Source organism: Variovorax sp. F042, assembly GCF_057814215.1.
Genome location: NZ_JBVASX010000017.1, coordinates 63,247 through 89,042, shown reverse-complemented (window position 1 = coordinate 89,042; position 25,796 = coordinate 63,247). Strand labels below are relative to the sequence as shown.

General features: G+C 63.0%; 32 protein-coding genes and 3 tRNA genes. 20 read left to right on the top strand and 15 right to left on the bottom strand.

The window, feature by feature from the left end:
• Positions 1-2 precede the first annotated feature (2 nt).
• Positions 3-443 carry a hypothetical protein gene (locus tag ACZYSP_RS32020; protein WP_489018527.1) on the bottom strand — a complete coding sequence of 147 codons (441 nt, stop codon included), beginning with the start codon at positions 441-443 and terminating at the stop codon, positions 3-5.
• Between the two features lie 276 nt (positions 444-719).
• On the opposite strand from ACZYSP_RS32020, the gene ACZYSP_RS32015 reads away from it, so the two are divergent.
• The 5 genes from ACZYSP_RS32015 to ACZYSP_RS31995 all read left to right on the top strand — a co-directional run bounded on the left by ACZYSP_RS32015 (position 720) and on the right by ACZYSP_RS31995 (position 4,022).
• Positions 720-1,019, top strand: a complete 300-nt coding sequence (locus ACZYSP_RS32015) for a helix-turn-helix transcriptional regulator (RefSeq protein WP_489018525.1) — start codon at positions 720-722, stop codon at positions 1,017-1,019.
• Complete coding sequence (locus ACZYSP_RS32010; protein WP_489018523.1) at positions 1,016-1,822, top strand: hypothetical protein; 807 nt, start codon at positions 1,016-1,018, stop codon at positions 1,820-1,822. The genes ACZYSP_RS32015 and ACZYSP_RS32010 overlap by 4 nt, the downstream gene beginning before the upstream one ends.
• Positions 1,823-1,839: 17 nt before the next feature.
• The gene (locus tag ACZYSP_RS32005; protein WP_489018521.1) at positions 1,840-3,108 is read left to right on the top strand and encodes an AAA family ATPase; all 1,269 of its coding nucleotides are present in this window, start codon (positions 1,840-1,842) and stop codon (positions 3,106-3,108) included.
• A 235-nt stretch (positions 3,109-3,343) separates the two neighbouring features.
• A complete protein-coding gene (locus ACZYSP_RS32000) occupies positions 3,344-3,649 on the top strand; it encodes a hypothetical protein (protein WP_489018519.1) in 306 nt (101 codons plus the stop codon).
• 121 nt (positions 3,650-3,770) lie between these two features.
• Positions 3,771-4,022, top strand: coding sequence for a hypothetical protein (locus ACZYSP_RS31995; RefSeq protein WP_489018517.1), 252 nt, complete (start codon positions 3,771-3,773; stop codon positions 4,020-4,022).
• Between the two features lie 235 nt (positions 4,023-4,257).
• Here the strand turns inward: ACZYSP_RS31995 and ACZYSP_RS31990 are convergent, their stop codons facing one another.
• Positions 4,258-4,590 (bottom strand): HNH endonuclease, encoded by a 333-nt coding sequence (locus ACZYSP_RS31990; protein WP_489018602.1) that lies wholly within the window; start codon positions 4,588-4,590, stop codon positions 4,258-4,260.
• A 245-nt stretch (positions 4,591-4,835) separates the two neighbouring features.
• On the opposite strand from ACZYSP_RS31990, the gene ACZYSP_RS31985 reads away from it, so the two are divergent.
• Positions 4,836-5,279, top strand: coding sequence for a DUF4124 domain-containing protein (locus ACZYSP_RS31985; RefSeq protein WP_489018515.1), 444 nt, complete (start codon positions 4,836-4,838; stop codon positions 5,277-5,279).
• A gap of 79 nt (positions 5,280-5,358) precedes the next feature.
• On the opposite strand, the gene ACZYSP_RS31980 is transcribed toward ACZYSP_RS31985, so the two are convergent.
• The 3 genes from ACZYSP_RS31980 to ACZYSP_RS31970 all read right to left on the bottom strand — a co-directional run bounded on the left by ACZYSP_RS31980 (position 5,359) and on the right by ACZYSP_RS31970 (position 7,110).
• A complete protein-coding gene (locus tag ACZYSP_RS31980) occupies positions 5,359-5,637 on the bottom strand; it encodes a DUF3892 domain-containing protein (protein WP_489018513.1) in 279 nt (92 codons plus the stop codon).
• A 206-nt stretch (positions 5,638-5,843) separates the two neighbouring features.
• Positions 5,844-6,347: a DUF1643 domain-containing protein gene (locus ACZYSP_RS31975; protein WP_489018511.1), complete on the bottom strand. Its 504-nt coding sequence runs from the start codon at positions 6,345-6,347 to the stop codon at positions 5,844-5,846.
• A 13-nt stretch (positions 6,348-6,360) separates the two neighbouring features.
• The gene (locus tag ACZYSP_RS31970; protein WP_489018509.1) at positions 6,361-7,110 is read right to left on the bottom strand and encodes a lysozyme inhibitor LprI family protein; all 750 of its coding nucleotides are present in this window, start codon (positions 7,108-7,110) and stop codon (positions 6,361-6,363) included.
• Positions 7,111-7,411: 301 nt separating this feature from the next.
• On the opposite strand from ACZYSP_RS31970, the gene ACZYSP_RS31965 reads away from it, so the two are divergent.
• Positions 7,412-7,675, top strand: a complete 264-nt coding sequence (locus ACZYSP_RS31965; protein WP_489018507.1) for a helix-turn-helix domain-containing protein — start codon at positions 7,412-7,414, stop codon at positions 7,673-7,675.
• A 138-nt stretch (positions 7,676-7,813) separates the two neighbouring features.
• Positions 7,814-9,658: an ATP-binding protein gene (locus tag ACZYSP_RS31960; protein ID WP_489018505.1), complete on the top strand. Its 1,845-nt coding sequence runs from the start codon at positions 7,814-7,816 to the stop codon at positions 9,656-9,658.
• A 103-nt stretch (positions 9,659-9,761) separates the two neighbouring features.
• Here ACZYSP_RS31960 and ACZYSP_RS31955 read toward each other — a convergent pair.
• The 6 genes from ACZYSP_RS31955 to ACZYSP_RS31930 all read right to left on the bottom strand — a co-directional run bounded on the left by ACZYSP_RS31955 (position 9,762) and on the right by ACZYSP_RS31930 (position 14,488).
• Positions 9,762-9,849, bottom strand: a tRNA-Ser gene (locus ACZYSP_RS31955).
• Positions 9,850-9,879: 30 nt separating this feature from the next.
• Entirely contained in the window at positions 9,880-11,142 is a 1,263-nt protein-coding gene (gene hemW, locus ACZYSP_RS31950; protein WP_489018503.1) for a radical SAM family heme chaperone HemW, read from the bottom strand.
• Positions 11,142-11,741, bottom strand: a complete 600-nt coding sequence (locus ACZYSP_RS31945; RefSeq protein WP_435459250.1) for a non-canonical purine NTP pyrophosphatase — start codon at positions 11,739-11,741, stop codon at positions 11,142-11,144. The genes hemW and ACZYSP_RS31945 overlap by 1 nt, the downstream gene beginning before the upstream one ends.
• A 53-nt stretch (positions 11,742-11,794) precedes the next feature.
• The gene (gene rph / locus ACZYSP_RS31940) at positions 11,795-12,529 is read right to left on the bottom strand and encodes a ribonuclease PH (protein ID WP_489018500.1); all 735 of its coding nucleotides are present in this window, start codon (positions 12,527-12,529) and stop codon (positions 11,795-11,797) included.
• 38 nt (positions 12,530-12,567) lie between these two features.
• Positions 12,568-13,476 carry a PP2C family protein-serine/threonine phosphatase gene (locus ACZYSP_RS31935; protein ID WP_093059685.1) on the bottom strand — a complete coding sequence of 303 codons (909 nt, stop codon included), beginning with the start codon at positions 13,474-13,476 and terminating at the stop codon, positions 12,568-12,570.
• A gap of 4 nt (positions 13,477-13,480) precedes the next feature.
• Positions 13,481-14,488 (bottom strand): serine/threonine protein kinase, encoded by a 1,008-nt coding sequence (locus tag ACZYSP_RS31930; RefSeq protein WP_042673779.1) that lies wholly within the window; start codon positions 14,486-14,488, stop codon positions 13,481-13,483.
• Positions 14,489-14,579: 91 nt separating this feature from the next.
• Here ACZYSP_RS31930 and ACZYSP_RS31925 point away from each other — a divergent pair, with 91 nt between their 5' ends.
• The 4 genes from ACZYSP_RS31925 (at position 14,580) to ACZYSP_RS31910 (ending at position 18,731) form a co-directional block, all read left to right on the top strand.
• Positions 14,580-15,503, top strand: coding sequence for a YicC/YloC family endoribonuclease (locus ACZYSP_RS31925; protein WP_093059687.1), 924 nt, complete (start codon positions 14,580-14,582; stop codon positions 15,501-15,503).
• Positions 15,504-15,517: 14 nt separating this feature from the next.
• Entirely contained in the window at positions 15,518-16,138 is a 621-nt protein-coding gene (gmk, locus tag ACZYSP_RS31920) for a guanylate kinase (protein ID WP_093059689.1), read from the top strand.
• Positions 16,139-16,178: 40 nt separating this feature from the next.
• Positions 16,179-16,382: a DNA-directed RNA polymerase subunit omega gene (gene rpoZ, locus ACZYSP_RS31915; RefSeq protein ID WP_007835875.1), complete on the top strand. Its 204-nt coding sequence runs from the start codon at positions 16,179-16,181 to the stop codon at positions 16,380-16,382.
• A gap of 93 nt (positions 16,383-16,475) precedes the next feature.
• Positions 16,476-18,731, top strand: coding sequence for a RelA/SpoT family protein (locus tag ACZYSP_RS31910; protein ID WP_093081838.1), 2,256 nt, complete (start codon positions 16,476-16,478; stop codon positions 18,729-18,731).
• 7 nt (positions 18,732-18,738) lie between these two features.
• On the opposite strand, the gene greB is transcribed toward ACZYSP_RS31910, so the two are convergent.
• From greB to ACZYSP_RS31895, 3 genes are all read right to left on the bottom strand, one after another.
• Positions 18,739-19,314 carry a transcription elongation factor GreB gene (gene greB, locus ACZYSP_RS31905; protein WP_093059692.1) on the bottom strand — a complete coding sequence of 192 codons (576 nt, stop codon included), beginning with the start codon at positions 19,312-19,314 and terminating at the stop codon, positions 18,739-18,741.
• A gap of 57 nt (positions 19,315-19,371) precedes the next feature.
• A tRNA-Arg gene (locus ACZYSP_RS31900) sits at positions 19,372-19,448 on the bottom strand.
• 117 nt (positions 19,449-19,565) lie between these two features.
• Positions 19,566-19,642, bottom strand: a tRNA-Arg gene (locus ACZYSP_RS31895).
• Between the two features lie 272 nt (positions 19,643-19,914).
• Between ACZYSP_RS31895 and ACZYSP_RS31890 the strand changes: the two genes are divergently transcribed.
• Together ACZYSP_RS31890 and ACZYSP_RS31885 are read left to right on the top strand one after the other, a co-directional pair.
• On the top strand, positions 19,915-21,258 hold the full coding sequence (locus ACZYSP_RS31890; protein ID WP_489018496.1) for a tyrosine-type recombinase/integrase: 1,344 nt from the start codon (positions 19,915-19,917) through the stop codon (positions 21,256-21,258).
• 61 nt (positions 21,259-21,319) lie between these two features.
• Positions 21,320-21,859, top strand: coding sequence for a hypothetical protein (locus ACZYSP_RS31885; RefSeq protein ID WP_489018494.1), 540 nt, complete (start codon positions 21,320-21,322; stop codon positions 21,857-21,859).
• A gap of 36 nt (positions 21,860-21,895) precedes the next feature.
• On the opposite strand, the gene ACZYSP_RS31880 is transcribed toward ACZYSP_RS31885, so the two are convergent.
• Entirely contained in the window at positions 21,896-22,177 is a 282-nt protein-coding gene (locus tag ACZYSP_RS31880; RefSeq protein WP_489018492.1) for a hypothetical protein, read from the bottom strand.
• A gap of 637 nt (positions 22,178-22,814) precedes the next feature.
• Between ACZYSP_RS31880 and ACZYSP_RS31875 the strand changes: the two genes are divergently transcribed.
• From ACZYSP_RS31875 to ACZYSP_RS31850, 6 genes are all read left to right on the top strand, one after another.
• Complete coding sequence (locus ACZYSP_RS31875) at positions 22,815-22,988, top strand: hypothetical protein (RefSeq protein ID WP_489018490.1); 174 nt, start codon at positions 22,815-22,817, stop codon at positions 22,986-22,988.
• 112 nt (positions 22,989-23,100) lie between these two features.
• The gene (locus ACZYSP_RS31870; RefSeq protein ID WP_489018488.1) at positions 23,101-23,796 is read left to right on the top strand and encodes a hypothetical protein; all 696 of its coding nucleotides are present in this window, start codon (positions 23,101-23,103) and stop codon (positions 23,794-23,796) included.
• The gene (locus ACZYSP_RS31865) at positions 23,789-24,202 is read left to right on the top strand and encodes a hypothetical protein (RefSeq protein WP_489018486.1); all 414 of its coding nucleotides are present in this window, start codon (positions 23,789-23,791) and stop codon (positions 24,200-24,202) included. Before ACZYSP_RS31870 ends, ACZYSP_RS31865 begins: the two co-directional genes overlap by 8 nt.
• 27 nt (positions 24,203-24,229) lie before the next feature.
• Entirely contained in the window at positions 24,230-24,826 is a 597-nt protein-coding gene (locus ACZYSP_RS31860) for a hypothetical protein (RefSeq protein WP_489018484.1), read from the top strand.
• A 395-nt stretch (positions 24,827-25,221) separates the two neighbouring features.
• A complete protein-coding gene (locus ACZYSP_RS31855; RefSeq protein ID WP_489018482.1) occupies positions 25,222-25,449 on the top strand; it encodes a helix-turn-helix transcriptional regulator in 228 nt (75 codons plus the stop codon).
• Positions 25,446-25,763 carry a helix-turn-helix domain-containing protein gene (locus ACZYSP_RS31850; RefSeq protein WP_489018480.1) on the top strand — a complete coding sequence of 106 codons (318 nt, stop codon included), beginning with the start codon at positions 25,446-25,448 and terminating at the stop codon, positions 25,761-25,763. The genes ACZYSP_RS31855 and ACZYSP_RS31850 overlap by 4 nt, the downstream gene beginning before the upstream one ends.
• Positions 25,764-25,796 lie beyond the last annotated feature (33 nt).

Here is a 25,796-nt window from a genome sequence, read left to right as displayed (position 1 = left end):
ACTCAATCAGTTTCCGGTGCGGCCTGCTGATCTGCGACTCGAAAGAAATACCGCAACCGGTCGCCGTCAAACTCCTCCAGCGTCCCGATCATCTCGCTCCTCACCTCGAAGGTCTTGGGAATGACGGCCTCATCGGGAACATTGCCGACCATCGCCGCCGCCTCGGCGTTCTTGGGAACAGCCTCGATCAGCCGGATTCGCTTGCCGGTCGCTTGCACCAGTTCTAGATGCTTGCGCAGTTCGTTGCGCCCCGGAACGTTTCCAAGCCATTCCGACAGAACGTCCTCATAGACCCACGTCTCACACTCCGCTCCGGCATCCAGCAAGGTCGTCCAGATGCTAACGACGAGGTCCCCCGTTGGCGTGAACGCCGATACCGACCACCCCACATTGTTGAGCCTTGCGCCGTACCGTGCGAAAGCGTCTGTGTACTTCTCTGCCAAGGCCGAATCTCCGTAGTAATCACGAAGAGATTCTGCCTGCACCGCGATATCTCTCCGAGCAGGTGCTTCCACCGCCATTCCACACAGATAACTCGAAAGACGGCGCCCGGCGTGCTCATGCAGCTGGACGCTCGAACGGCCAGATTTGTAGTACTTAGATCTTCAGAAAGGGTGGATGGCCGCGCCCACGCGATGTACTTTACGTGGGGCGCTTTTTGGATTGGCCTGAGAGCGAGACCCTGCGTGCAATCCAAGTACGCAATGATGCCACAAGCTATGAACCAGCGCCCGCAGGCGCTCGCTACGCTCTTCGACATTCCCGTCGAAGCCCTTCAGCCGAACCCGAAGAACTCGAAGCTCCGGCTGGTATCGCCCGAGGCAGCCAAGTCGGCGCGGCATGTCCCCCGCTACGTGCGCCTGCCGGAACTGCGCCAGATGGTGCCGCTGTCCCCCGCCACGATCTGGCGCAAGACCCGCAACGGCTCCTTCCCGCCCGCAATCAAGCTGAGCGAACGCGTCACCGCGTGGAATCGCGAAGCCGTCGAGGCTTGGCTCGCCGCGAAGGAGGCAGCATGACCAACCGTGCCAGCTACGCCTTCAAATTGGGCGTCGCCGACATCCTGCAGCATGCCGCCAAGGAGTGTCTTCTTGCCCGCGGACTGTGCGCGCCAGTCAAGTGCTTCGCTCTGCGGCTCGATCACCACTTGCAGGACGAGCGCCGCCGGCTGACTCGCCTTTTGGGCAACAGCCCCGTCGGGCAAGCGCTTTCCCTTGAGTCGTTGCAAATCGACGAGGCCTCGGCGGCCGACTGCCTGCAGGAGACGTTGAAAACTATTGGCCTGCATCTCCCCCCGAGTAGCAGGCTGCACCAGATTTGCGAATGGGGCATCTCGCATATGGTCACCCTGGAATTTGGGTTGATCTGGTACACCAACATCGCCTCCTCTGCAGATCACGCGCTGCAAGATACCTTAGCCAAGCAGAATCACCCGGCCAGCGCGCATTCGGACATGCAGGCGCTCGTGGACCTCCTGCCGCACGTCGTGGCGGCGTTAGAAACGTCGGAGATGGACTCCCCGTTGAGCCTGTGCGCAGACTATCTGTACGACCGCGTGTGGGATGTGCACCTCCATCTTGCACCCCAGGTTTCTGATTCGACCTTCGGCGTCCGGGCTGCCGCCCCTCACAAGGACTCCACGCGTGAGGAGGATTGGAAGCGCTTGAGCGACGCTACGGGCATTGCGCTGGGTCAAGCCGGTATCGGCGGCGAGTTCGCCGATTTCCTGCAGGACGCCCGTGCCTACCTGCGGCTGATCGGATGGGGTCTCTCCAGCGCAGGTGAGTACCTGCCCAATGACAACGGCGGGGAGGCTCTGTAATGGAAGCGCCTAACCTCATGCAGCCTCAGGCCGAGATCACCCAAGAGTCGAACACCAACCTGCGCGCCATGTTCGCGCCGTCGCCCGCCATCGCGGCAGAAGCCATGGACAGAAGCGACGAACTGGGTGGAGCCAGCACCCCGGAGATCAGCGAGCACGAGCCCCTTCACACCCCCAGCCTCGACCTGCAGGACGACCCGCCTGCAGAAGACTTTGCGGAAGCCGCGGCCCACCCGCCCGGGAAGCCGCACCGCTACTACCCCTACTCGACCTCCGAGTTCGGGCTGCTGCCGTCTCAGGACTGGCTCGTGGAAGGCGTGCTGCCCGCGCAGGGCTTGAGCGTCTGTTACGGCGGCCCGGGGACCGGCAAGTCCGCGCTCGTCATCGACATGGTCCGCTGCATCTCCGGGGGCCTGCCGTGGTTCGGTCGCGAAGTCTCGCAGCAGCGGGTCTGGTACATCGCCCTGGAAGGCGCCGCCGGCGTGCGGATGCGCGTCATGGCGGCGGAGATGCGCTACGGCCCGCGCGTCCAAGCGAAGTTCGTCTTCGACAACTTCAGCTTCCTGAGGGAGGATGACCTGAAGGAACTGCTCAACCTTATCGACGCGTACGACGGCGTCGGGCTGATCGTCATCGACACGCTGGCCTGCGCGATGCCCGGGGGCGACGAGAACGGCTCGCGCGATCTCGGGACCGTGGTGGCCGGTGCCAAAGCCCTGCAGGAGAAGACGGGCGGCGCCGTGCTGATGGTGCACCACACCGGCAAGGACCCCAAGCGGGGCATGCGCGGGCACTCCCTGCTGCACGGCGCCATCGACACCGCGATCGAAGTGACCCGTCACGACGACGACCACCGCGAGTGGCGCGTGGCGAAGCAGCGTGACGCGGAGGACGGCATTCGCGGGGGCTTCGCGCTGGTGCGCGTGGAACTGCCGGATGACCACCGCGGCCGTGCGGTCCACTCCGTGGCCATCGAGGAAGTCGAGCTGCCCGAGCGCGACGACGACGGGCCGGTGCGAGGCCCGATGGGCAAGAACCAGCGCCTGGCCCTCGACCTGCTGACCGACCACCTCGCAGAACTGCAGGAGGCCGGCGAGGAATGCCCGAGCATCACCACGGAGGCGGCGATCAAGCTGGTCATGGACCAGATCGAGGCTGGCCCGAAGCACAAGAAGCTGCGGGCGAAGGAAGCCATCGAGGGCCTCATCGCCATGAGCGTCATCGTCGAACAGGACGCCCGGCTCATGAGGCTCGAAGACGCCGACGCCGACGCCGCTGGCGACTGACGAGCGCAGAGGCTCCCTCCCGCTCCATCCCCCTAGGGGTTCCGGGCGGGACGGGAATGCCTGTCACTCCCTCCCGGTCACGCCCCCTAGGGATCCGGGCCGGGACGGGAATAGCCACCTGCTCCCGCCCGGTCCGCCCCCCTATGCCGCGAAGCGGGAACGGGAATCGGGAATCCCCTCCGAACCATCCGACACCCGGGGCAATGCCACGCCCCAATCCAGCAAGGAAATAGCAATGAACACCACCAACGAATCCTCTGAGCGACCGGCACGCAGGGAGCGGCGCTACGCCACCGAGACCGCCCTGCCGGACGGGCAAATCGAGGTCAGCGGTGCTCGCTCGCGCCACAAGGTACTGATCGAACCCGACTCGACCAACTCGTTGCACAGGCCCCTGCTACACATCAGCGGACACCCCCGCTCGATGAATGCGGCCATCAACAGGATGTTCGCCGGTCGGTGGGACCCGATCACGCGCACGTGGGTCGTGCCGGCCTCCAAGGGGCTCGCGCTGCGCGCCTATCTGGCCGAACACCTCTGACGCCGAAGGTCGGCAGTGACGCCATCCGGCACGCCGCGGTGCAACCTGCGCCCCGGCTGCCGGTGGCGCGAAGCCCGACCTCCCGAATCGACAACCCGGCATCAACATCAAGGAACTCGACATGACCAACGTGACCGTGACCGAACGCGCCCTCGTGCGCCGCATCAACCGCAAGCTGGGCAAGCTCCCTTTCCCGCAGCGACTCTGTGTCCTGGCAGCGCGCAGCCGGGGTTACTACAACCTCGGGCGCTTCCACGTCGTGGACGTGTATCGAAACGCCGTACTCGACTGGCGCGTAGACCTTGTCGAACGGGCCCGCGATCTGGGCGTGCTGGCCGCGAACGAGCAACTGGCGGAACGGCCGCCGCAGTAGGCACACCGGAGGTGCGGCCGAGGGGCTGCGCCCTCCAAAACCCCTGGCCCCTGACCAGCCGCCTCGCAGCGCACGACGCCCAAGGACGTGACAACGCAAGGGTGAGGAACGGCTACCACCAGCACGTGATGTCGACGGTGCAGCAAGTCGGTAACGTCAACTACGCCGATGAGACCCGACGTCCCGTCGAAGTAAGGGGGTGGGGGGTACCCCTCCCGGTTCCCGCTCCCGGTCGTCAACCTAGGGGAGCGGTCTGGGTGGGAAGCCATGCATCAGCAACGGAATCGCCTGCAGGCTGATGCGCCGGCCGTACCCGCCACGGACGCCACCTACCGCAGCGCAGCCTCGCCAGCACGAGACGCCGATATGCAGCGGGGTCGGGAGCCACAGCGCGCCGCGCGTGTCGGCGGCGATTACACAGAGCGCAGGCCGCCGCGATGTTCTGCCGGCCGTCGCGTCCGCCATCGCAGCGAGCGTGCAAGTGCTCCGCAGTGCAGCGGTGGGCCTCTGCCTGTCGCCGTGTGAGGCCGTACCGCGCGGCGAAGGTGGCGGGATCAGCAAGCCACATGGGCTCGTCGCAGTAGCAGCAAAGGCCACCCTGACGGATGAAGGCCGAAGTACGAGAAGAGATGAGAGTGCTGGGCACGCGGGACTCCAAGGTGAAAATTGGATCCCCGATGGCCTTGGGCTCAGAGCGGGCGCTGGCGGCTTGACCTTCCGGCGGTGCGCAGCGTAGCGCTGGCGCGGTCGGGCGAAGGTGCCCGAGCGAATGCCACTCTAGGTAAGAATCGGGCAAAGCACAAGTCCCCTTCCATGCGCGCACTGCTCACTCTCTTCCTGCTGCTGGCCGCCCTCTCCGCATCGGCGGCGCCGACTGTCTACCGATGCGAGACCGCAGGCAAGGTCAGCTACTCGGACTCTCCATGCGTCGGCGCGAAAGTGATCGACGCCACGCCGAACCAAGGCCTCGACCAGATGTCGGGCAAGTCGCGGAAGGGCAACGACGTGCAGCGCACGGAACTCAACCACGCCTTCGACGACGCGCTCCGCCCCCTGACTGGAAAGTCACGCGATCAGATGGATGTGATGCGCCAGAGAATCAAGCTGCCAGCACGGGATCAAGGGGAGTGCCGACAACTGGATGCCCGGCTGCCCGAACTGGAGGCGGCGACGCAACGCGAGACCGGCGCGTCGAAGGCCAAGGTCGACGTGGATCTGTACCAAACGCGCAAGCGCTTCTTCGACCTCAAGTGCTAGCTCCCGTCTCGCAGGGCAAGCCCAGTTCTGCGGGGTAAGCGCCCCCGGTCCGCGCTTTTATGGTGGGACTATCGCGCTGCTAAGCGCAAGCGGGCAGTGCAAGCAAATTATCGTTGTAGTACCCGTCCGCATGAGTGCGAATGTACGGCCGCTTACCGGCTTCGCGGACCACGCCGACATCCGCACGCTTGCCGTTGCTGGCTTGGACAAAGAACGTGTTGGTCGCTGCGTCAATGCTAGCGATCACTTCCGCTACGGTCCAATTCTTCGTGAACTGCGGACTACCTACGTGCGTGATGTGCTCATAGCCGCCATTCGTGGCGGATTTTGTTATGCAGGTGATTCGGACATCGCTCATGTTGTGCTCCTCGACGCTCCAACCTCGGATTGAGGCCGCGGCGACTTTGACTGCTACTTGGGGCAGCGCCCATCCCATAAACACATTAGGGTGGTTGACCGGCGGTCTGCGCCTTAGTTGGCCGAGGGATGTCATTCGGCCCTGGATGAACGCGCGTGAAGTGACAGCGTTGGTATTCACACTCAACAGCGGCACATGTCCTCGAGTCAATCGATGATGTTGTAGGGGGCGAAGGTCCAGCCGTAGTCCAAGCGGCTCGCGTGCCGCGGGTGCCCCGTCGCCGTCAGCTCGCCGAATCGCAGCCACCGCGGCTCGAATGGGGCCAAGCGTCGGTACAACTCGTCGCGTGCCCGCAGAAAGTAAGCGTGATGCACGACCGGCGCGCCCCACGCGGCCCAGATCACCGGCTCGGCCTGTGCGGCCACCGCCTCCTCGATGGCGGCGAGGTTCCGGTCGAAGGCGACCCTGTTCACCTTGGCTGGCAGGGTGCGGTAGTCCGTCGCCCTGACCGGGTAGAGGTTCGTCATCACGAATCCATCGAAGCCGTTCCGTCGCGCGACTTCGTCCACGCGCGCCACCGTCGGATCGCTCCGCTCCTGCGTGGCGGTCGAAGGGTTCAGGCCGACCGTCACCAGTGTGCGCCGGCCAGCGCGGCCCAGCAGGTAGCGCCACTGGTCGTTCTCGTCATTCGAGTAGATGTCGTACAGCATGGGGTGGCTCTGGTCAGCCCTTGGCCGCGAGCTGCTTCGCGCGAGCCTCGGTCAGCTTCGCCTTGCAGCCGGCGACTTCGAGCACCATGGCAGAACCACCGGCGACGTCGCCCCCGCTCTCGGCGGCGATCTTGGCCTCGCTGCAAGTCGCCTCGCGGGTACTGATCCACGCGCGCTGCTCGTCGCGCAGGGCGGTCTTGCCGGCATCGTCCAGTCGGGCTCGCGCGGCGGTGTAGGCGACGTTCAGGGCCTTATCGGCCGCAGCGTATCGGTCCTCTGCGCTGCCCTGCTGCTCGGGGACCGCGGTGCCTGCCGGCGCGCCGGTGTCCGACGCCGCGGAGACGGCGGAAGGCTCCGTCACGCCGCCGGCCTTCGCCGCCTTCTCGGCCTCGCGTCGGGCATATAGCTCCGCGTTGCTGAAGGCCAAGCTGAGGCCGGCGAGGGCCAGCGCGTAGGGCTCGATGCCTCGGACTGAGACGCGAATGCTCTGGCCGTCGTCCGAGGGCTGCACGGTGTACTGCACGCTACCCAGTAGGTCCTTCCCACGCACCGTGACGCTCGGATCGATCCTCGCAGCGCGCTGGAGCCAGCTGATGTCGGCGTTGAGGTCATGCGCGTCGGTGGCGGCGATGGTCGCCTCGCAGGTCGGGCGGGCGCCGTTCTGGCCGGGGACGGTGGTGATGCCCTGAAGGCTGATCTTGAAGTGGGCCTTGCCTGCCCCAGTCACGTCCGGCACGCGGTCGGCGAACAGCTCGGTGGTCACCGCCTTCCCGACGCCCTCCCAAACGAGCTGTTCGATGAGTTCCTTCGCGTCGGGGGAAGAACAACTGGAGCGGTCGCTCGGAGAGGCTGATGCGGCCGATATCGGCGCCGGGGGAGAACCGGATGCAGCCCCTTCCGGCGAACAGGCGCCGAGCGCCAAAACTGCGACGGCGCCGAGGCACCCTGCCATTGCTCGAATCATCTTTTCCCCGCTCCGCTCATCGCCGCCGCATAACCTCAGCGATCAAAATATACGAATTAGTGTTTATGCGAAATAAAGCATAACACTGAGAGTCAGTCGGGTGAAAACCTTGGCTCAGAAGTTCGGCGAATGCGTGCGCGAGATGCGGCTAGAGATGGGCCTGAGCCAGGTCGAATTCGGCGAGCGCTGCGGCTTCTATCAGACCTACCTGAGCCGAATCGAGAATGGGCAAGCGAACCCCACACTGAACGCCATTGAGGTGATCGCGAACGCGCTGGGGCTCACCGTCTTCGACATGTTCGACAAGATCAGAAGTGATTCCCGGCCACGTGCGAGATCTGCAGCCAGCCAACGCCCAAAGTAAGTAAGCGACATTCCTCCGCACATCCAGCATCCGAGCTAGCCATCGGCCTGCTGCGGATGCCCTCCCGCAAGGGATTACGCGCTTCCACTGTCCCCATCCGCGCTCCATCATCTCTGCTCATTACGCAAGGAGAGAGACATGAGGTTGGCTCAGGTTCGCATTAAGGGATATCGATGCTTCCAAGAGGAAACGACCGTCGACGTAGGTAACTTCACGGCAATACTGGGGCGCAACGACGTGGGCAAATCGAGCGTTCTCGAAGCTCTCCAGATGTTCTTCGATGACACGTCGCCGGAAGCGGGAGATGTGTGCATGACCTCAGACGAAAAAGAAGTTCGCATCGTGTGCGAGTTCGACGATCTCCCACAAACGCTGGTCATCGATGCGGATCACCCAACTTCGCTACAGCTGGAATACATGCTGAACGACAAGGGCCGCCTAGAAATTCACAAGGTCTACGACGGCTCTCTGAAATCTCCAAAACTCAAGGGCACATTCCTGCAGGCCCAACACCCGTCATCAGAAGGCTATGCAGACCTCCTAAGACTGAAAAACAAGGAGCTAAAGGAACGAGCCCAATCACTCGGAGTAGACACGGCTGCGGTACCAAAAACGATCAACACAGCACTCCGCCGAGCGATCCGAGAACACGCTGCCGATCTTGCCCCCGCCCCGACCTACCTGCCGGTGGATGAAGAGAGCACGAAGAGACTTTGGGAGCAGCTCAAGGTGTACTTGCCGCTCTTCGCACTCTTCAAAGCAGATCGGCCGAGCACTGACCAGGATTCCGAAGCGCAAGACCCGATGAAAGTTGCGGTGCAGGAGGCGCTCAAGGCCCAAGAAGAAAAGCTGGAAGAAATCAGGAGTTCCGTAGAGGCTGCCGTTCTCGCTGTCGCCAAACTAACCCTAGAGAAGCTCAGCGAAATAGATCCCAGTCTCGCAAAGGAACTCAACCCCACAGTCCAACGGCCGAACTGGGCTACAGCATTCAAGATCGGACTGACTGACGACGCACAGGTCCCCATTAACAAACGTGGAAGCGGTGTGCGCCGCATGATCCTCCTAAACTTCTTCCGAGCCAGAGCGGAGCGAAGAAATGCTGAACAATCGTCTCCCGGTGTGATCTATGCAATCGAGGAGCCAGAGACCAGCCAACACCCGAGGAATCAGCGTCTTCTGCTCAAAGCCTTCTTCGAACTGGCAGAAAGCCCCGGGCATCAGGTGCTGATCACCACACACAACCCAGTGCTCGCGCGCGAACTACCGACATCGTGCCTGCGGCTGCTCGCACGCGACGCCGAGCAACGGAGAGTGGTCCTTAGCAACAACGACGACACGTACGCCTACGCGGTCAAGGATCTAGGAGTACTCCCAGACCACGGGGTGAAGGCGTTCATCGGAGTTGAGGGAAGCAACGACATCCAGTTTCTGCGCGGCCTTTCTGCAACGTTGTCGGCAACGGAAGCAGACATTCCAAACCTCATAGAGGCAGAGGAGCACGGAAAAATCATCTTCATCCCTTTGAACGGGTCGAACCTGCTGTCCTGGGTGGGACGCCTGCAAAACCTACAAAGGCCTGAATTCCACCTCTACGACCGCGACACAGAACCGCCAGCCGCCCCGAAATATGGGATACCCGCAGCCGAAATCAACCTAAGAGCTGGGTGCCTCGCGGTTCACACGGACTGTCGAGAGCTAGAAAACTACATTCACCCCGATGCAATCAGGGCGCACTGGCCTGCAATCAACTACCAAAACCATACCCCCTTCACCGACGTGCCGCTCGCCCTCGCCCAGCGACTCGCCAACAATTGGGAAACCCTCGCCGAGAAGGCGCGCAAGAGCGCGGAGAACGGCGTGAAGATCAAGCTCAACTCAGTTGTCGCGCATCGGATGACCGCTGAGCAGCTAACCGAAACAGATCAAGCTGATGTGATCCGTGGATTCCTGCGCCGCGTTGGCGCCGCGCTAGCCGCGCAGTAGCAAAACTCTCGCAGCGTCTCACCCAGTCGCACTGCCGACGGATGGGTACATGGATGGGTAAGGATATCGAACTGGCCGAGCGTCGATGAGAAACATCGATGGCTGGCGGAGAGTGTGAGATTCGAACTCACGGACGCTTTCACGTCGGCAGTTTTCAAGACTGCTGGTTTAAACCACTCACCCAACTCTCCGGAACTGTGGATTTTATGCCGACGGCGGCCCTACTCTTCGTCGGGCAGGAACATCGCCTGCAGATCGCTCAGAAAATCCAGTCCGCGCTCGGTCGGCCACACGCGAAACAGGTCGCGTGCCACGAGCCCCTTGCGCTCTGCTTCTTCAAGACCACGCTGGATCGACGTCATCGCCAGCCCCGTGCGTTCGCTGAATTGCGGCAGCGTGAAGCCCGTCTTCAGTCGCAGCGCATTGAGCATGAACTCGAACGGCAGATCGGCCAGCGCCACTTCGTCGCTCTGCGACACCGCGGCCCCCGCGCGCGCGTTCTCCATGTACAGGCGCGGCTCGCGAAAGCGCACCTGGCGCACGATGCGGTGCGCAAAGCTCAGCTTGCTGTGCGCGCCAGCGCCAATGCCGAGGTAGTCGCCGAACCGCCAGTAGTTGAGGTTGTGCGCGCACTGGTGCCCCTCGCGGGCATAGGCCGACACCTCGTAGCGCGACATGCCGCTGGCGCTGGTGCGCTCGGTGATGCGGTCAAGCATGGCGTAGGCAATGTCGTCCTCGGGCAGCGTGGGCGGAAACTTGGCGAACCAGGTGTTGGGCTCGATGGTCAGGTGGTACACCGAGATGTGCGGCGGCGCGAGCGCCAGTGCCTGCGACAGGTCGGCGTCGAGGCCTTCCAGGGTCTGGCCCGGCAGCGCGTACATCAGGTCGAGGTTGAAGGTATCGAAGGTGCTCGCGGCCTCTTCGAGGGCGGCGATGGCCTGCGCGCGGTCGTGCACGCGGCCCAGCGCCTTCAGGTGCTCGTCGTTGAAGCTCTGCACGCCCACCGAAAGGCGCGTGACGCCAGCCGAGCGGTACGCGCGGAAGCGGTTGCGCTCGAAGGTGCCGGGGTTGGCTTCGAGCGTGATCTCGCAGTCGGGCGTGAGCTTGAGGCGCGCACGCACGTCGCCCAGCAAGCGGTCGATGGCTTGCGGCGAGAACAGGCTGGGCGTGCCGCCGCCGATGAAGATGGTGTGGACGGTGCGGCCCCAGATGAGTGGCAATGCGGCATCGAGGTCGGCTACCAGCGCGTCGATGTACGCCGCTTCGGGAATGCCGTCGATCTCGGCCTCGCTCGCCGCGCGCCATTCGTGCGAGTTGAAGTCGCAGTATGGGCATTTGCGCAGGCACCACGGCAGGTGGATGTAGAGCGACAGCGGCGGCAGCGCGCTGAGTTGCAGCGGACCGGGCCGCATCCAGTGCAGCACGTCGTTGGCCTGCGGCGCGCCCGTGGGCTGCGCCGGCAGGATCGGGAAGGTGGTGGCCATTACAGCCAGCGCTCGCGCATCAACGCCAGCATGGCCTGCGCCGCGCGGCCGCGGTGGCTGTTGGCGTTCTTCACTTCGGGCGGCAACTGGGCAAAGGTCTTGCCGAAGGCCGGCAGGAACATGACGGGGTCGAAGCCAAAGCCGTTGTCGCCAACGGGTGCGGGCGCGATCTCGCCGACCACGCGGCCGACGGCGATGAGTGGCTCGGGGTCGTCGTGGCTGCGCAGCGCGACCAGCGTGCTCACGAGCGCGGCGCGGCGGTTGGCCACGCCGTCGAGCTGTTCGAGCAGCGCCTTCACGTTGTTGGCGTCGCCCTTGGTGTAGCCGAACTGCGTGGCGTAGAAGGCGGTGTCGACGCCCGGCAGGCCGCCGAAGGCATCGACGCACAGGCCCGCGTCGTCAGCCATGGCCGGCAGGCCGGTGGCGGCGCTGGCGTGGCGCGCCTTGGTCAGTGCGTTCTCGACGAAGGTGCGGAAGGGTTCTTCAGCCTCGCCCACGCCCAGTGCCGACTGCGGCACCAGGGTGACGGACAGCTCGGCAAACAGTTGCTGGAGTTCGGCGAGCTTGCCTGCGTTGTTGGAAGCCAGAACCAGTTTCATAAAAAGTCAAAAGTGGCTGTGGCGCCCGTTCGGCGAGCGCCAGTAGCTGTTGGTCAGTTCGATGGCAGCAGCGCCTGCTGTTGCAGGGTCACGAGCTCGTCGATGCCCTTCTCGGCCAGGCCGAGCAGGATGTTCATTTCTTCGCGCGTGAAGGCCACGCCTTCGGCCGTGCCCTGCACTTCGACGAAATGGCCGGCGCCGGTCATGACGACGTTCATGTCGGTGTCGCAGGCGGAGTCTTCGGTGTATTCGAGGTCGAGCAGCGGCGTGCCTTCGACGATGCCCACCGAGATGGCAGCCACGTGACCCTTGATGGGCGAGGCCTTGAGAGTGCCGGCTGCCAGCAGCTTGTTGACGGCGTCCTGCGCGGCGACGAAGGCGCCGGTGATGGCCGCGGTGCGCGTGCCGCCGTCTGCCTGCAGCACGTCGCAGTCGAGGTGAATGGTGCGCTCACCGAGGGCGGCGAGGTCGAACACGGCGCGCATCGAGCGGCCGATGAGGCGCTGGATTTCCTGCGTGCGGCCGGTCTGCTTGCCCTTGGCCGCCTCGCGGCTGCTGCGGGTGTGCGTGGCGCGCGGCAGCATGCCGTATTCGGCGGTGACCCAGCCTTCGCCGCTGCCCTTCTTGTGCGGCGGCACCCTCTCTTCGACCGAGGCGGTGCACAGCACGCGCGTCTGGCCGAACTCGATCAGCACCGAGCCTTCGGCGTGGATGGTGAAGCCGCGGGTGATGCGCACCGGGCGCAGCTGGTCGGCGGCGCGGCCGCCGCTTCGTGTGAAAGCAGTCATTTGTTGGAGAACAGAAAAAAAAGAGAAAAGCCGCGCGCTCAGGTCTTGCGTGCAGCGGAACGGCGAATGGCTTCGTTGATTTCGGCGATGGAGCGCTCGATGGCGTCTTCGTCGAGGTCGTCGATTTCGTTGTCCGACGGCATGCCGGCCTGGATGGTCGAGGCGAACACGCCGTCTTCGATGGTTTCGGTAGACACGCCGCTGCGATCGTCGCCCGTGCTGTCGGGCATTTCCCATTCGAGCGCGATCAGCGTGACGTTGTCGCTGTGAGCGCCGCCCTTGCGCAGGGCCATCTCGGCGAGATCGGGGGCGGCGTCGGACACGGGCTTGTCGGACGAGAGGGTGTGCACGATCAGTTCGTCGTCGAGCACGCCCCAGACGCCGTCGGAGCACAGCATGATGCGGTCGCCGCGCTGCAGCTGCAGCGGCGCCGAGACGTCGAACAGCGGCGTGGTCGGCGAGCCGAGGCAGGTCAGCAGCAGATTGCGGTTGACGGGCATGTCGGAGCCGTGCGGCTTGGGGCGTTCGGCGTGCGAGTGGTCGCGCGTGCGCACCAGCAGGCGGCCGTCGCGCACGACGTACAGGCGCGAATCGCCGCAGTGCATCCACGTCGCGGTTGTGCCCTGGAGCACGGCCGCGACGACGGTGGTGCGCGGCGTGTCGAGCATGGCCTTGTGGCTCGCGTAACGCATGATCTGCTGATGCGCGGCCATGGCCGACTCGGCCAGGAAGGCCTTTGCGTCCTTCACGACGGGGCGCGCTTCGCGCTGATAGAGCGCGGCAATGGTCTGCAGCGCCAACTGCGCCGCAACCTCGCCTTCCGGATGGCCGCCCATGCCGTCGGCCAGCACGAACAGACTCGATTCCCGCGTGTAGCAATAGCCCATGCGGTCTTCGTTCTTGAGACGTCCGCCCTTGCGGCTGACCTGGAAGACGGAGAATTTCATGATGTCATGCAGGGCGCGTGGTGGGCGCAGCAGCCTTGGGCAGACTCTTCTTGTCGAAGGAGCGGATGTTGTCGATCGACAGGCGCACTTTCTCGCCCACCGTGAGCTTGGTGTAGCGGCGCTCGCCTTCGCGGCTGAGCTCCTTCTGCAGCGCGAAGACCGATTGCGGGCGCGACAGCGGGTCGAGCGACATGCACCACTCGACCACCTCGATCAGGTTGTCGGAGTACACGCCCCGCAGGCGCGACAGCGACAGGCTGAGCCTGTCTTTCTCGATGCGCCGCGGCGCGTCATTGGGCGGATAGCCCTGCATGCAGGCGTAGATGCAGGCGCCGATGGCGTAGATGTCGGTCCACGGGCCCATCGACGAGTCGCGCCGGTACATCTCGGGGGCCGCGAAGCCGGGGGTGTACATCGGGCGGATGAAGATGCCTTCCTTGCTGAGCACTTCGCGCGCGGCGCCGAAGTCGATCAGCACGGCGCGGTCGTCGTCGGTGACGAAGATGTTGGCCGGCTTGATGTCCAGGTGCAGCATCTTGTACTGGTGGACGATGCGCAGGCCGCGCAAGATCTCGTCGAACAGCGAACGGATGGTCGACTCGCGAAACACCTTCTGCTTCTTCAGGTCGCGCGCCGTGACCACGAAATCCTGCAGGGTCGCGCCCTCCAGGTAGTTCATGACCATGTAGACGGTTTCGTTCTCGCGGAAGAAATTGAGCACGCTGACCACCGAGGCGTGCGAGATCTGCGCGAGCGAGCGGCCCTCTTCGAAGAAGCTCTTGAGCCCCAGCCGGTAGAGTGACAGCTTCTCCGGCGGCACCTGCGGCGCGAGCTCGCCCGGCCCCCGCGTGGCAAGCGAAGACGGCAGATATTCCTTGATGGCCACCTGCTGTCCGCTGGGGTCGATGGCGAGATAGACGACACCGAACCCACCTGCGGAAAGCCGGCGTACAACGCGGTAACCACCAATGACCGTATCGGGCAACAGGGGCGTAGGCTTGACCTTTGACATAATCCGGGAGTTTCGCCCGAAGGCGATGGTGCGGCAAGCGAACGCCGTGCCGACGCCTCGGTGCATGCAAGCAAAACCACAGTGAGGCGCAATGCCAGTTTACAGCATGACCGGCTACGCCAGCGGCCAGAACGGGTCCGCAGGCAGCCACTCCGAAGCCGAGGCACGGCCTGCAGCCGCGGGTCGGCTCGGGGTAGAAATCCGCTCGGTCAACAGCCGCTTCCTCGATCTCACCTTCAAATTGCCGGAGGAACTGCGCCAGCATGAAACCGCGCTGCGCGAGCTGCTCACGGGCAAGCTCAAGCGCGGCAAGGTCGAAGTGCGGGCCGCCATCGAGAACACGGCCCAGGCCGGTGTGGTCGAGCCCTCCGTCAAGCTGCTCCAGCGGCTCAACGGGGTGCAGGACAGCATCAAGGCCTGGCTGCCCAGTGCCCGCGACCTGAGTGTGGCCGACGTGCTGCGCCTGGCCGGCGGCGACAGCGCCGCCCGCGGCGACTGGGGCCCCGACCTGCTCGATGTCGCCGGAAAAGCGCTCGAAGGCCTGATGTCGGCCCGCCAGCGCGAAGGCGCGCGGCTGGCCAAGATGCTCGAAGCCCATCTGGGCCAGTTGCGCACCCTGGTGCTGCAGGCGGGCCCGCTGGTGCCGCAGCTGGTCGAACAGCAGCGCACCCGCTTCCTGGAGCGCTGGCAGGAGGCCATGGGCCTGACCGCCGGCACGGGCGGCACGCTGCCTGAAGCCGCCCAGGACCGCGCGCTGACCGAAGCCACCGCCTTTGCGATCCGCATCGACGTGGCCGAGGAGCTCACCCGGCTGAACTCGCACCTCGACGAGATCGAGCGGCTGCTCAAGAAGGGCGGAGAAATCGGTAAGCGCCTCGACTTCCTGATCCAGGAGCTGCACCGCGAGGCCAACACCCTGGGCTCGAAATCGGCGGCGCTGGAGCTCACGCGCATCGGCGTGGACATGAAGGTCCTGATCGAGCAGATGCGCGAGCAGGTGCAGAACATCGAATGACGACGAGCGAAAGAATGGATTACCCCGGCAATATCTTCGTGGTGGCTGCGCCCAGCGGGGCCGGCAAATCGAGCCTGGTCAAGGCACTCATGGAGCTCGATTCGGCTGTGCAGCCCTCGGTTTCGCACACGACCCGGTCGCCGCGCGGGCAGGAAAAGCACGGCCGCGAGTACTTTTTTGCCTCGCCGACGGAGTTCGACGCCCTGATCGCGGCGGACGGCTTCGTGGAATGGGCCCATGTGCACGGCCACCGGTATGGCACTTCCAAGAGGGCCATCGAGGAGCGGATCGCCCAGGGGGCCGACGTCATCCTCGAAATCGACTTCCAGGGTGCACTGCAGATCCGCAAGACCTTTGCCAACGCGGTCATGATCTTTATCCTGCCCCCCAGCTGGGAAGAATTGCGCTCCCGCCTCGAACGGCGCGGCGAAGACAGCGCCTCGGTCATCGAATTGCGCCTGAAGAACGCCGCCGAAGAGATGGCCCGGGCGGGGGAATTCGACTTCGTTATAATCAACGAGTTATTTGAGCGCGCGCTTTTCGATCTCAAGGCGATCGTCCACGCTCAGCGGCTCCGGTATTCCGCACAGCGCCGTGCACGTGCCGACACATTCGCCGCACTGAACATCCCCTGATATCCGAGTTCATCCGCTCACAGACAGAAAGATTCTCATCATGGCCCGCATCACCGTCGAAGACTGTCTCGTCAATATTCCGAACCGTTTCCAGCTCGTCCTGGCCGCCACGTACCGTGCGCGCATGCTGAGCCAGGGCCATGCCCCCAAGATCGAGAGCAAGAACAAGCCCGCCGTGACCGCCCTGCGCGAAATCGCCGAAGGCAAGATCGGCCTCGAAATGCTCAAGAAGGTGCCGGGCTGATCTGACGCAGCCCTGCAACGAAAAGGCACCGCAAAGCGGTGCTTTTTTTATGCCTGAACGCGTCCATACAGCGGTCACGCTAAAGTGGTAGCCATGAGCGCGGTAGCCAAATCTCAGTCCCATGCCCCCAAGGGCACGCCGAAGCCGAGTCCGGCTGCGCTGAACGCGGCCGCCGCAAGCTTTGCCGCACTGACCGCGCGCCTCGACTACCTGAGCCCCGAAGACACCGAGCTGGTCCGCCGCGCCTACCGCTTCGCCGACGAAGCCCACCTCGGACAGCTGCGCAACAGCGGCGAGCCGTACATCACCCACCCCATCGCCGTGGCGGCGCAATGCGCCGAGTGGAAGCTCGATGCGCAGGCGCTGATGGCCGCCCTGCTCCACGACGCCATCGAAGACTGCGGAGTCACCAAGCCCGAACTCATCGAGCGCTTTGGCGCCCCAGTGGCCGAACTGGTCGACGGGCTGACCAAGCTCGACAAGCTGCAGTTCAACACCCGCGAAGAAAACCAGGCCGAGTCGTTCCGCAAGATGCTGCTGGCCATGGCGCGCGACGTGCGCGTGATCCTGGTCAAGCTGGCGGACCGCACGCACAACATGCGCACGCTGGCCGATGCGCCGCGCGAGAAGTGGGGCCGCATCTCGCGCGAAACGCTGGAGATCTACGCGCCCATCGCGCATCGCCTCGGGCTGAACCAGACCTACCGCGAGTTGCAGGAGCTGTCGTTCCGGCATCTGAAACCGTGGCGCTATGCCACGCTGTCGAAGGCCGTGGCCAAGGCGCGCGGCCGACGTCGCGACCTGATCCAGAAGGTGCAGCGCGAGGTCGAAACCGCCTTTGCCGCAGCCAACATGACGCTGCGCATTGCGGGGCGCGAGAAAACGCTCTATTCGATCTACCGCAAGATGGAAGAAAAGCACCTGAGCTTCGCCCAGGTGACCGACATCTACGGCTTCCGCCTGATCGTGCCGAACGTGATCGCCTGCTACACCGGCCTGGGCATCCTGCACCAGATGTACAAGCCCCTGCCGGGCAAGTTCAAGGACCACATCGCGATCGCCAAGCTCAACGGCTACCAGTCGCTGCACACCACGCTCGTCGGCCCTGCCGGCGTGAGCGTCGAGTTCCAGTTGAGGACCGAGGCAATGCATGTGGTGGCCGAATCGGGCGTGGCTGCACACTGGCTGTACAAGGCGGCCGAACCGAACGCGGCCAGCAACGACCGGCTGGGCACCAAGTGGCTGCAGTCGCTGCTCGACATTCAGGACGAAACACGCGACGCCGCCGAGTTCTGGGACCACGTCAAGGTCGACCTGTTTCCGGATGCGGTCTATGTGTTCACGCCCAAGAGCCAGATCATGGCCCTGCCCCGCGGCGCCACGGTGGTCGACTTTGCCTACGCCATCCACAGCAACATCGGCGACCACACCTCGGCCGCGCGCATCAACGGCGACCAGGTGCCGCTGCGCACCGAGCTCAAGAACGGCGACGTGGTCGAAGTGATCACCGCGCCGGTGTCGACGCCCAATCCGGCCTGGCTGGGCTTCGTGCGAACCGGCCGGGCGCGCTCCAAGATCCGCCACTATCTGAAGACCCTGGCGCACGCCGAGTCGGAAGGCCTTGGCGAAAAGCTGCTCGCGCAGGCACTGCGCGCCGAAGGCCTGAGCAAGCTGCCCGAGGAAGACGAGGAACACCAGGCGCTGTGGGAGAAGCTGCTGCGCTTCACCGGCAACCGCACCCGCTCCGAACTGCTGACCGACATTGGCCTGGGCAAGCGCATTGCCAGCATTGTCGCGAAGCGGCTGGTGGCAATGCTCTCCGAACTGGGCGAAAGGCCCGATGCGCTGCTGCTGAGCCGCGAGCGCTTCATCTCGCACGAAACCGTGTCGCAGGGGGCGGTCACGCTGGATGGAAGCGAAAACTCGTCGGTGCGCTTTGCGCTGTGCTGCCGGCCGATTCCGGGCGACCAGATCGTCGGCTACCTCGGCCATGGCGAAGGTCTGGTGGTACACACGGAAGACTGCGGCGTTGGCCAGCGGCTGCGCCATAAAGACAGCGAACGCTTCTTCGCCGTCGAGTGGGCGGACGAACCCACGCGCGCCTTCGAGACCGGCGTGGTCATCACCGTGCGCAACGACAAGGGCGTGCTGGCGCGGGTCGCAGCCACGCTGGCCGATGCGGAAGCAGACATCACCCATGTGGAAATGGCCGACGAAACCCCGCAGGATTCGACCGACCTGCGCTTCGTGATCGCCGTGCGCGACCGCACGCATCTGGATGCCGTGTTGCGCGCGGCCCGACGTACCGCGTCGGTGCTGACCGCGTCGAGGACGGTTCCCGCCCCCTGAGGCGCCGTTACGCCGCGGCTGGGCGCGGCGCCGGATAGCTCACGGACAGAATCTCGACCTCGTGCGCCCCGCCCGGCGTGACGAGCTTCACCACGTCGCCTTCGCGCGACTTGAGCAGCGCCCGCGCAATCGGCGAAATCCAGCTGACCTGCGACTTCGCGCTCTCCGCTTCGTCGATGCCTAGGATCGTGACGCTGCGCTCGTCACCCATCTCGTCGGCATAGCGAACGGTGGCGCCGAAGAAGATCTGATCGCGACCGTGGTGCACCGAAGGATCGGTGACCTCCGCGATTTCGAGGCGCTTGGTGAGAAAACGGATGCGGCGATCGATCTCGCGCAGGCGCTTCTTGCCGTAGAGGTAGTCGCCGTTCTCGGAGCGGTCACCGTTCTTGGCCGCCCAATGCACGGTTTCGACGATCTTCGGCCGCTCCTCGTCCATCAGCTGCAACAGTTCGTCGCGCAGGCGCGCGTAGCCTTCGGGGGTGATGTAGTTCTTGCTGCCTGCGGGCAACGGAGGCAAAGCGCCATCGGCGCCGTCGTCATCCCCGTCAGAGTCTGTTTCCTTGGTGAATGCCTTGCTCAAAGCAGAATCCTCCAAATGAAAAAAGCCCGCAACTTTCGTTGCGAGCTTTTCTTGTAATGGTGCGGCTGGCAGGAATTGAACCCACGACCCCTTGGTTCGTAGCCAAGTACTCTATCCAACTGAGCTACAGCCGCACAGCTTGCAATTATAGCCCGCTTTCTTCGACCCTTTTTGCATTTGCCCGGCCGAATCCACGCGAAGGCACAAAAGAAAAATGCCCGGAAGATGAATCTTCCGGGCATTTCTGGAGATGGTGCGGCTGGCAGGAATTGAACCCACGACCCCTTGGTTCGTAGCCAAGTACTCTATCCAACTGAGCTACAGCCGCTGAGCCTTCGATTATAGCCTGTTCTGAGGCTCGTTCCGAAAACGGGCAAAAACAAGAAGCAGTGGTAGGCCGTGATGGGCTTGAACCATCGACCAACGGATTATGAGTCCGGCGAACAGAACATTCCGAAGCATTCCGTTCCATCGCTAAAATCATTGGAAATCAACGAATTTCCCCTCTACGCCGGATCGCTTTCCGGGTTCAGGCGTTGACGAATATTCCGGAAAATTCATGTGCCGCGGCTACATGGTGGCTACACGGCAAGGAACCTCATGGCCCGTCCCCCACGCAATCAAGCGCTCGACCTCTCCGAGCCAATAGACCTCACCACCGGAGCAATCGAGCGGCTGACGTGCCCCCCTGGCAAGCAACAGGCGTTTCTGCGCGACAGCAAGGCGCCCGGCCTGCGCGTGCGCGTCACTGCGAACGGGGCCAAGTCGTTCGTATTTGAGGCCAAATTAGACCGGCAGACCATCCGGCGCACGATTGGCGACGTGCGCGCCTGGCGCATCGATGCAGCTCGGGCCGAAGCCTTCCGCTACCGTGTAGCCATGGACGGCGGGAATGATCCGCGCGAGATAGCCCGCCAGCGCGAAGAGGCCAGGGCCGCGGCTGCAGTGCAGGCGGTGAAAGACGCCGTGACCGTGGGCGATGCTTGGACGGTCTATCTTCAGGCCCGCAAACCCAAGTGGGGAGTACGGCACTACGCCGACCATGAAAAGCTCGCCCAGGAGGGCGGCAAGGTGCTCAATCGGGGCACCCGCGGCACCGGACAGACGAAGCCCGGCCCGATCTATCCCCTACTCTCAATGAAGCTTGCAGACCTCACGCCGGAGGCGATAGAGGCATGGTCTGCCCAGCAGGGCCAGGAGCGCAAGACCTATGGGCGGCTCGCGTGGCGATGCCTGAAGGCGTTCATTACCTGGTGCAGCGAAGAAGCCGACTACAAGGCCATCGTGATTCCCGACGCGGCCAAGACCCGCAAGACGCGAGACGCATTCGGCAAGGCTGGCAAGAAAAAGGACGTGCTGCTCCGGGAGCAAATGCCTGCATGGTTCTCAGCGGTGCGCGCCCTTCCCTCCCCCGTCATGGCAGCCTACCTGCAAACGCTCCTGCTGATCGGCTCGCGCCGCGGCGAATTGCTCGCTATGCGTTGGACCGACATAGACGAACGGTGGAAAGGGATCACCATCCGCGACAAGGTAGAGGGAGAAAGGCAGATCCCCCTTACTCCCTATGTCTGGTCTCTCCTGTCGGCGTTGCCAAGGACGAATGGCTATGTGTTCGCCAGCATGCGCAAGGCGGATTCCCACCTCACCGATCCGAACGGCGCCATGACTGATGCGTGCATCGCGGCGAAGGTGGAAGGACTGACGCTGCATGGCCTGCGCCGGTCATTCAAGAGCCTGACCGAGTGGCTAGAGATTCCTGCCGGTGTCGTCGCCCAGATCATGGGTCACAAGCCTAGCGCCACGGCGGAGAAGCACTACACGGTGCGCCCTCTCGATCTGCTGCGCGTCCACCATGAGCGAATCGAAGCATGGATGTTGGAACAGGCGCAAGTCACGTTCGATTCGAGCGCCAAAGTTCACGACGTTGGGCTTGCGGCAGTTTGAACTACCACGCGGCCCGGTGCGAGCCGTAGCGAGAACCGCATCCGTCTGTATGCTCGGCGCCATGAACCAATTCCCAGACTCCGCTCCGCTGTACAGCATCTGGACTGTGCAAGATTCCCTCTTGCAGGCCTACCGAACAATGTTCATTACGGCCGCCTCACTGTTGCTCGGCTTGGCGGCGGGAGCCAAGAGTTGGGCGGCATGTCTCATCCTCGTTTTACTTTCTTGGCTACTGCAACTCACTTGGTGGAGGGTCACCAATGTGAGAGCGAGAAACGTGCAGTTTGCTCAGCACATGATCACGCGCCATGAAGAGAAAAAATTCATCGCCGAACCGTTCACCACATTCAAGAGGTTTCAGAACACCGGCCCAAATGATCAGTTCAAGTTTGACGTGCTCACGCTCAACGGCCAAGTTGAAACTGCAAGCTTCACTGCTCAGACAATTTGGTCATCGGAACTGGGCTATCGGCCCTGGAATTGGCCTACCCGTCTTCACATGGAAATTGTCTTGCCATCGACCTATGCGCTATGCGGGCTGGCCATCTTGCTGACTCAGATCGGAGGATGGATTGGCCGCCTGCTCAGTCCCTGGTTCTAACGACCTCCCCTCATCCCCTTCATTGTCAACGCGAGACTAGCGGCAGACGTACTGCCCAAACTGGTTCGTTCCACACCGCTGCGGCTGCGGCGCTTGATAGCTGGGCTGCTGATACGGGTTCACTGTGCCCTGTTTGCCGGTGTACGGGTTTACGTTTCCCTGGGAACTGTAGTTGTCGGTGCGCGTGTTGTTGGGGTTGGTCGCGTAGCTGGGCGCGACATAGGTTCCATCCTTTCGCACATACCCGTTGCGGTAGTGGTCCTGCGCGAATGCCGAAAACGCCAAGAGGGCGGCAGCGGTGATAAGAAGCTTCTTCATGTTGTGTTCCTCGCGCCCTAAATCGGGCTGGCCGAGTGTGTTCCCCTGTCCGTCAACTCCAGTAGGTATAAACGCCACCCTAGTGCGCCCAAGAGCGGCGGTTTCTTAAAAAGGTGCTGCCCACGGGGCTACAAAACCTACAAAAGCCCCTTTCGTAGGTTTTGTAGGTTCCCGGCCGGCTCACTTCTCTCAATCGGGCTCGATGGATCCCCGCTTTCAGATCAGACGACATAGCCGCAGTCATCAGGCCTCATAAGGGTTTCCACCCCCTATAGCGCCTAGATTAGATCTTGTTTTCGGATTACCATAACAAAACCAAATCAACGTGACGAGACCGCAAGTGATCAACCGCAGCAAACAAAACTGGACCGTCGGCCTGCAAGCTGCTGCCGCAGCCGCCAAGGTCGCAACTACTTCCGCGCATGCCGCCCTCGTTTCTGGACTGGCATGAACGAAGAGCAAGAGAAAAAGGGATGGGGTGGCCTTAGGCGGGGTCAAGGGCGTAAGCCGCTGATCGGCGACACACCGTTGATAGGCGTCACGCTGAAGATGTCCGAAGAACAGCGCACAAAGCTGCAACGCCTGGGCGGAGCACAGTGGGTGCGCGAGAGGATCGACCGAGCAAAGGAGCCTAGGAATGACTGAGCTAATGCGGCTGGATGACATTGCCGAAATGCATCACTGCTCCCTGCGCCACGCCCGCGATGTGCTGGTCAAATTGCCGGGATTCCCCGAGGAAGCGCCAACAAGCACACCGAGAAACAGGCTTTGGCTGCGCGCTGAGATCTTGGCATTCATCCATCGCCGATGACGTGCTGGTCTGCCACGCAAATAGCAGGCCACAAAAGACGACGGCCCAAAGGTGCTGGACACACCAAGGACCGTCTAACCACAACGTGCAAACTTATGAAGGACCGCACATCATGGCTACAAGCATTATCCAGCAGCTTCGAGCAGCAGCAACCCCAAGCGCCACCATCGAGGGCGTGACCATCAACAAGGCATACACCTGGTGTGACATGTTCTTCGGAACAACCGAAGCGCTGATTGCATCCGGCCTTATCACCGCCGACCAACTCCCCGGGCAAGCTGGCATGCCGAAGGTAGCGGCCACGTTCTACAACGGCATTCTTTGCCAAGGGCGCAAGCGCGTGCCGCGCGATCCGGGTTATCTGAACGTTTGCCGTCCCGTCATAGGGAAAAAGGTCACGGTTACCCTTGGCATTGCCGCCGACGAAGAAGCCCGGCGCCGCGCTGCCGTCAACGCGGAGCATGCGGCCATGCTCGCGGCCAGGCACGCCAAGCAAGCGGCCGTTTCCCGTGTCGCCATCAGTGAAGGCGACTTCCGCGCGCTGGGTTCCGATATGACCATGATGCTGTGGCGCCTTGCGCGCACAGATCAGCGCGTCTGTATCGATGACTTTCCCTTTGAACTGACTGACGACGCGGGGGAAACACTGTGCGCCTTGCTTCAACAGATTCAGCAGCTTTTCAGAACCGCACCGCTGCGGGCAGTCACCCGGGAGCGCGCGAATTTCCTGGATGCACGCAAAGACAGCGCTTTTCAGTCGTTCCTGCGGTCTCAGTGCATCACCGTCGAGGGTGATAGCCATGCGTAAGGCCGCTCAAGCCCTCGCGGCTACCAATGTCCTGGCATTCCCCGAACGGCGTGCTGTGACCCCGGCCAAGGGTCGCCACAAGCCCTGCAAGGCGAGGCGCTCCAACGTCCTGACATTCACTGGTGTGAAGCGAAACAACTATGACGGCAAAGTCGAATTGCCGAGTTGGCAGGCGGCCATGTCGGCGCGTCTGGCGCAGCTCATGGTGAAGATCAGTAGAGGGGAAGTGACAGGCCTTTGCATCCTCAGCGCTGAGGGTGTGCCTACTGACGACGACGACCCGAGCGGCAGAGTAAACCTGCTGGGGTTGTTCGCCGAAGACGTTCCATACGCGGCCAGGGCGCTAGAAACAGCGGAAGAGATGGTGGCGGGTATCGCGGCAAATAAGCCAGCACGCCCGGTGTGATATGTTGAAGCTGGAAGGCGCTAGGGGTTGCTCCCGAACATCCGTTTCCCTGACGGACCCGCGCCGGCCTTTTATTTCAGGGCTGCACTTTGGGGGTGCAAGATGAAGTATTCAGGAAACCTGCTCAGGCCAGTTGTGAGAACGCAGTTCGGTCCACTCGCGGATGAATCCGCTATAGCGCAAGAAAGCAACCGCGTCGCCAGCGAATTGGGCAAGAAGATTCCGCTCTTGTTCAAGGCCCACGGCGTAGATGACGGTGACTATATGGCGCTGGCCTTTGCACTCGCCAAAGAGCACGTTCCCGGCTTTAAGGTTGTCCCCCCCGCAGGTAGACCGGAAGAATGGACCGCGTATGACAAAGCGGCGTTCAAGGTTGACATTGACCGAGTGCGAGCGAGCGAGCCTCCGAGCGGGACCCCAATGTCTCTGCGCGACGCGATCAGGCAGGTGATGGGGGCCGAGGCGTGGAAGCCACGCGTACAAAAAATGACCGGCAGAGACGGAAAGCTCAAGGTTGCCGCCCTGGAGCAGCACTACTACGCAGCAGGGAGGGCGACGCACGAACACGCAAAAAGTGCCGACGCGTGGCTCCGAATCGCGGAAGCCGCAAAGAAAGCCGAGTAAGTTTTCCCAAGGATGCCCAGAGCATCCTTTTTTATTGCCGTCGATGATTTATAGGCACTAAAGGAAACGGTACAGGGGTATTCCCAAACAACACAGGCAACGAACATCCATCTACCGAGTAGAGACCCACCAATCCCGGTGCTGACTACAGGAAACATCAATTTGCCGCGAGGCGTAAGGATGGAGATGGAAAAGACTTTGATACAGTTTCCCCCTCTGGGGACTGTGACCCGTGACACCGTAGACACGGCTGCTGCGGCTTTTTACCTTGGCCGTAGACCTCAAACGCTGCGCAAGTGGCATTGCAACGGAGAGGGGCCGATTGCCCCGCTGAACATCAATGGCCGTCTTGCCTGGCCGGTAGCCGACATTAAGCGCCTGCTGGAGGTGTCGTAATGGATGCAGCCATCAGACAAGAGCGACCACGCCTTTACCGTCTCGCCGATCTCGCAACCTCCAGCACCAAAGCTGGGCTGTTGCCAGTCAGCCCGGCCACAGTTTGGCGCTGGGTGCGTGACGGAAAGTTTCCGAAACCGTTCAAGCTCGGTGACTCCGTGACCGTGTGGGACGCTGGGGCTGTCGAGGCCTTCATTGAAAAGCGTGCGGGAGGGCTGTCGCAATGACCGATACCAACCCTCTCGCCGCGGCGGGCGTAATCGCCAACATGCTCCCCCCTGCCCAGCAGCCGAGCGAAAAGAGCACCGCAACAGCCGCCCAAGAGTTGCGCATTATCCAAGCCCTCATGTCGGGGCCGAAGAGTACTGACGATTTGAGAGCTGTCGGCTGCTACCAGGTCAGCGCGCGCATCTGGGGTCTCCGGGCTCGCGGATACAACATCGTCACAGATCTGTTCAACGGATACGCAGCCGACGGGCTTCGGCACGCGCGCATGGCGCGATACACGTTGGTGGAGCTTCCGCTGGGAGATGCACCATGAGCGTCGCGCAAACGAGAACGCCTGGAGAAGCGG

Coding starts and splice junctions, on each gene's coding strand:
- ACZYSP_RS31870 (WP_489018488.1), top strand. CDS start 23,101: ATGGCTACAAGCATTATCCAGCAGCTTCGAGCAGCAGCAACCCCAAGC.
- ACZYSP_RS32005 (WP_489018521.1), top strand. CDS start 1,840: ATGCAGCCTCAGGCCGAGATCACCCAAGAGTCGAACACCAACCTGCGC.
- rph (WP_489018500.1), bottom strand. CDS start 12,529: ATGACTGCTTTCACACGAAGCGGCGGCCGCGCCGCCGACCAGCTGCGC.
- ACZYSP_RS31975 (WP_489018511.1), bottom strand. CDS start 6,347: ATGCTGTACGACATCTACTCGAATGACGAGAACGACCAGTGGCGCTAC.
- ACZYSP_RS31995 (WP_489018517.1), top strand. CDS start 3,771: ATGACCAACGTGACCGTGACCGAACGCGCCCTCGTGCGCCGCATCAAC.
- rpoZ (WP_007835875.1), top strand. CDS start 16,179: ATGGCCCGCATCACCGTCGAAGACTGTCTCGTCAATATTCCGAACCGT.
- ACZYSP_RS31910 (WP_093081838.1), top strand. CDS start 16,476: ATGAGCGCGGTAGCCAAATCTCAGTCCCATGCCCCCAAGGGCACGCCG.
- ACZYSP_RS31960 (WP_489018505.1), top strand. CDS start 7,814: ATGAGGTTGGCTCAGGTTCGCATTAAGGGATATCGATGCTTCCAAGAG.
- ACZYSP_RS31850 (WP_489018480.1), top strand. CDS start 25,446: ATGACCGATACCAACCCTCTCGCCGCGGCGGGCGTAATCGCCAACATG.
- ACZYSP_RS32015 (WP_489018525.1), top strand. CDS start 720: ATGAACCAGCGCCCGCAGGCGCTCGCTACGCTCTTCGACATTCCCGTC.
- ACZYSP_RS31890 (WP_489018496.1), top strand. CDS start 19,915: ATGGCCCGTCCCCCACGCAATCAAGCGCTCGACCTCTCCGAGCCAATA.
- ACZYSP_RS32000 (WP_489018519.1), top strand. CDS start 3,344: ATGAACACCACCAACGAATCCTCTGAGCGACCGGCACGCAGGGAGCGG.
- ACZYSP_RS31985 (WP_489018515.1), top strand. CDS start 4,836: ATGCGCGCACTGCTCACTCTCTTCCTGCTGCTGGCCGCCCTCTCCGCA.
- ACZYSP_RS31855 (WP_489018482.1), top strand. CDS start 25,222: ATGGATGCAGCCATCAGACAAGAGCGACCACGCCTTTACCGTCTCGCC.
- ACZYSP_RS31945 (WP_435459250.1), bottom strand. CDS start 11,741: ATGAAACTGGTTCTGGCTTCCAACAACGCAGGCAAGCTCGCCGAACTC.
- ACZYSP_RS31880 (WP_489018492.1), bottom strand. CDS start 22,177: ATGAAGAAGCTTCTTATCACCGCTGCCGCCCTCTTGGCGTTTTCGGCA.
- ACZYSP_RS31980 (WP_489018513.1), bottom strand. CDS start 5,637: ATGAGCGATGTCCGAATCACCTGCATAACAAAATCCGCCACGAATGGC.
- gmk (WP_093059689.1), top strand. CDS start 15,518: ATGGATTACCCCGGCAATATCTTCGTGGTGGCTGCGCCCAGCGGGGCC.
- ACZYSP_RS31930 (WP_042673779.1), bottom strand. CDS start 14,488: ATGTCAAAGGTCAAGCCTACGCCCCTGTTGCCCGATACGGTCATTGGT.
- hemW (WP_489018503.1), bottom strand. CDS start 11,142: ATGGCCACCACCTTCCCGATCCTGCCGGCGCAGCCCACGGGCGCGCCG.
- ACZYSP_RS31990 (WP_489018602.1), bottom strand. CDS start 4,590: ATGTGGCTTGCTGATCCCGCCACCTTCGCCGCGCGGTACGGCCTCACA.
- ACZYSP_RS32010 (WP_489018523.1), top strand. CDS start 1,016: ATGACCAACCGTGCCAGCTACGCCTTCAAATTGGGCGTCGCCGACATC.
- ACZYSP_RS31925 (WP_093059687.1), top strand. CDS start 14,580: ATGCCAGTTTACAGCATGACCGGCTACGCCAGCGGCCAGAACGGGTCC.
- ACZYSP_RS31935 (WP_093059685.1), bottom strand. CDS start 13,476: ATGAAATTCTCCGTCTTCCAGGTCAGCCGCAAGGGCGGACGTCTCAAG.
- ACZYSP_RS31865 (WP_489018486.1), top strand. CDS start 23,789: ATGCGTAAGGCCGCTCAAGCCCTCGCGGCTACCAATGTCCTGGCATTC.
- ACZYSP_RS31875 (WP_489018490.1), top strand. CDS start 22,815: ATGACTGAGCTAATGCGGCTGGATGACATTGCCGAAATGCATCACTGC.
- ACZYSP_RS31885 (WP_489018494.1), top strand. CDS start 21,320: ATGAACCAATTCCCAGACTCCGCTCCGCTGTACAGCATCTGGACTGTG.